We start from the raw sequence: 3,666 nt of genomic DNA on the forward strand, positions 1-3,666 counted from the left end.
GGACCGGTTCGACGCGCCGGTAGCCGCCGCCCTGCGCCGGGCGGGGGTCGGCCTCGCCCTTGTTGGGCCACATCGCGAAGGCCCGCTCGGCCTGAGCGGTGATGGTGAGTGCGGGGTTGACCCCGAGGTTGGCGCTGATCGCCGAACCGTCCACAACGGACAGTCCGGGATAGTTGTGCACCCGGTGGTAGGGATCCAGCACGCCTTCGGCCGGGGACGCGCCGATCGGGCAGCCGCCGATGAAGTGCGCGGTGAGCGGGATGTTGAACAGCTCGCCCCAGGTGCCGCCTGCGATCCCCCCGATGTGCCCGGCGGCGAGCTCGGTTGCCTTGTGCCCCACCGGGATGAAGCTCGGGTTCGGTTCCCCGTGGCCCTGCCGGGAGACGTAGCGCCTGCGGCCGAACCAGCCGCGCCGGGTGTAGGTGGTGATCGAGTTGTCCAGGGTCTGCATGACCAGCAGGATCATGGTCCGCTCGCTCCACCGGTGCACCTGGATCAGCCGCGCGGTCTGGATCGGATGGCGCAGCATGAAGTTCACCGCCTGCCGCCAGCGCGGCACCGGCGAGTCGCCATCGGTGGCGATGGTCTGCAGCAGGCCCATGGCGTTGCTGCCCCGGCCGTAGCGCACCGGCTCGATGTGCGTGGCCGGGTCGGGGTGGATCGACGAGGTGATCGCGACGCCGCGGCTGAAGTCGCGCCGGGGGTCGACGGACATCCGGGCGGCGCCGACGATGGCCTCCGAGTTGGTCCGGGTCAGCTCGCCGAGCCGGGCGGACAGCCGGGGCAGCGTGCCGGTGTCCCGCATCCGGTGCAGCAGGTTCTGGGTGCCCCAGGTGCCGGCGGCGAGCACCACCTGCCCGGCGCTGATCGTGTGCCGCAACCGCGTGCCGGTCCTGCGCAGGTCGAGCTCGAACCCGCCGCCCTCGCGCGGACGTACCGCGGTGACCGTGGTCAGCGGCACGACCCGGGCTCCGGCCCGCTCCGCCAGGTAGAGGTAGTTCTTGACCAGGGTGTTCTTGGCGCCCACCCGGCAGCCGGTCATGCACGACCCGCACGCGGTGCAGCCGGTGCGGGCCGGTCCGGCGCCGCCGAAGTACGGGTCGGGCACGGTCGCCCCGGGCTCGCCGAAGTGCACGCCGACCGGTGTCGGGTGGTAGGACTCGGCGACCCCGAGGTCGGCGGCGATCTTGCGCATCACCTCGTCGTGCGGGGTGTCCAGCGGGTTGGTCACCACACCGAGCATCCGGGTGGCCTGGTCGTAGTGCGGCGCGAGCTCGGCCTCCCAGTCGGTGATGTGCGCCCACTGCCGGTCGGCGTAGAACGGCGGCGGCGGCCGGTACAGGGTGTTGGCGTAGTTCAGCGAACCGCCGCCGACCCCGGCGCCGGCCAGCACCATCACGTCGTTGAGCAGATGGATGCGCTGGATGCCGAAGAATCCCAGCGCCGGGGCCCACAGATAGTCGCGCAGGTTCCACGAGGTCCTGGGCAGCTCGTCGTCGGCGAACCGGCGGCCGGCCTCGAGCACGGCGACCCGGTAGCCCTTCTCGGTCAGCCGCAGAGCCGCGACGCTGCCGCCGAAGCCGGAGCCCACGACGACGACGTCCCAGCCGGTCTTGTTACTCGCGAGTAGGCCCATGCCCGGCAGCGTAGACCGCCCGCCGCCGGCTGACCAGCGGCCGCAGAACCACCACCAGCATGGCCCCGGCCGCCACCCCGGCCAGCGCCCATACCCAGTCGACCCCGGCCGGCTCGGTCTCGCGGGCCGTGTTCTGCACCGCCGGGCTGGCCGCAGGCGGCGCCGCCGCCACCGGCCGGATGCCCTGGTTGGAGGCCGCCTCCGGACCGACCAGCCGCATCGTGGTGAGCAGGTGCACCAGTTCGGCGTCGCCCCGGTGCAGCACGCCCTGCTTGTCCCACACCGACCCGCCGTCCATCGTGACCGTGGTCTCGATCCAGGGCCCGCCGGGGGCGTCGACGAACACCCGGTCCACCCGCCAGACCTGCACGTCGTGGATCATCCAGGTGAGGTTGACGGCATCGCTGCCGGGACCGCCCTGCAGGCCAGGCGCGTCCTTGTCCTGGACCGGGCTGTCGCCGACCAGCCGCAGCAGCTGGGAGTACTCGGTGTCGTCGTTGTAGAGCGCCGCCGCCACCCCCCGGGCCGGCGACACGAGCAGCACGCTGGTCGGGCCGCCGGCAACCGCCGGGACCGGCGCGGCCAGGATGGCAAGGGCGGCGACTAGCGCGCCGCCGGCAATCCGCGGGATCGTTCGCATACCCGACATACACCGCCGTGGGCCGTCCGGTTCCGCTTGACCCGGCCAATTCCCGACGCCATGCTTCCGTGAGTTCTCTTCATGTTTCCCGGGAGGAGCCCCGTGACCACCTTCCCCGACGGATTCCTCTGGGGCGTCGCCACCTCCGCCTACCAGATCGAGGGCGCGACCGAGGAGGACGGCCGCGGACCGTCCACCTGGGACACCTTCTGCGCCACCCCCGGCAAGGTGATGAACGGCGACACCGGAGCGGTGGCCGTGGACCACTACCACCGCTACCGCGAGGACGTCGCGCTGATGCGCGAGCTGGAGCTGGGCGCCTACCGGTTCTCCATCGCCTGGCCCCGGGTCCAGCCCACCGGCAGCGGCCCGGCCAACCCGGCCGGGCTGGACTTCTACGACCGGCTGGTCGACGAGCTGCTCGCGGCCGGGATCGCGCCGGCGGCCACGCTGTACCACTGGGACACCCCGCAGCCACTCGAGGACGCCGGCGGCTGGCTCAACCGGGACACCGCCTACCGGTTCGCCGAGTACGCGACCGTGGTCGCCGAGCGGCTGCGCGACCGGGTGCGGATGTGGATGCCGCTCAACGAACCCATGGTGGTCACCCTGTTCGGCTACGGCATCGGCGGGCACGCCCCCGGCCGCGCCCTGATGCTGGACGCGCTGCCGGTGGCCCACCACCAACTGCTCGGACACGGCCTCGCGGTGCGCGCGCTGCGGGCCGCCGGAGCCGGCAACATCGGGATCGCCAACCACCACATCCCGGTCTGGCCGGTCAGCCAGAACGAGGCCGACCTGGCCGCCGCCGACGGCTACGACGCGCTGGTCAACCGCCTGTTCGCGGACAGCGTGCTGCTCGGCCGCTACCCCGAGGAGCTGGCCGGCGCACTGCCCGGCCCGGTCGCGGCGGACCTGGAGATCATCTCCACGCCGCTGGACTGGTACGGGGTCAACTACTACCAACCCAGCCTGGTCGGCGCGCCGACCGCCGCGCCCCCGCCGACCGTGGACGGGGTCGAGCTGCCGGAAGGGCTTCCGTTCGACTTCAAGTTCATCGAGGGCTACCCGCTGACCGGGTTCGGCTGGCCGGTGGTGCCCGACGGGCTGCGCCAGGTGCTGGTCACCCTGCGGGACCGGTACGGCTCGGCGCTGCCGCCGGTCTACATCACCGAGAGCGGGTGCGCCTACGACGACGACCCGGACGAGCAGGGCCGGGTGGCCGACGCCCGCCGGATCGCCTACCTGGACGGGCACCTCACGGCGGTCCGCGCGGCGATCGACGACGGGGTGGACGTGCGCGGCTACTTCGTCTGGTCGCTGATGGACAACTTCGAGTGGTCGGTCGGGTTCTCCCAGCGGTTCGGGCTGGTGCACGTCGACTTCGCCA

3 protein-coding genes are annotated in these 3,666 nt (G+C 72.5%); 1 reads left to right on the plus strand and 2 read right to left on the minus strand.

Annotated elements, in window-relative coordinates:
- Positions 1-1,636: GMC family oxidoreductase (locus VFO68_RS09685; RefSeq protein ID WP_325157862.1), on the minus strand; the 1,636-nt coding region annotated here is incomplete at its 3' end.
- Complete coding sequence (locus VFO68_RS09690; protein WP_325157863.1) at positions 1,617-2,276, minus strand: hypothetical protein; 660 nt, start codon at positions 2,274-2,276, stop codon at positions 1,617-1,619. The genes VFO68_RS09690 and VFO68_RS09685, both read right to left, overlap by 20 nt.
- An 81-nt stretch (positions 2,277-2,357) precedes the next feature.
- Here VFO68_RS09690 and VFO68_RS09695 point away from each other — a divergent pair.
- A partial coding sequence (locus tag VFO68_RS09695) for a GH1 family beta-glucosidase (protein WP_325157864.1) occupies positions 2,358-3,666 on the plus strand: 1,309 nt, incomplete at its 3' end.

Source organism: Actinophytocola sp. (genome assembly GCF_035712165.1).
GTDB lineage: Bacteria > Actinomycetota > Actinomycetes > Mycobacteriales > Pseudonocardiaceae > DASYTH01.

Bases quoted from the DNA above. Each gene is read 5' to 3' on its own strand.
- VFO68_RS09690 (WP_325157863.1), bottom strand. From the start codon at position 2,276: ATGCGAACGATCCCGCGGATTGCCGGCGGCGCGCTAGTCGCCGCCCTT.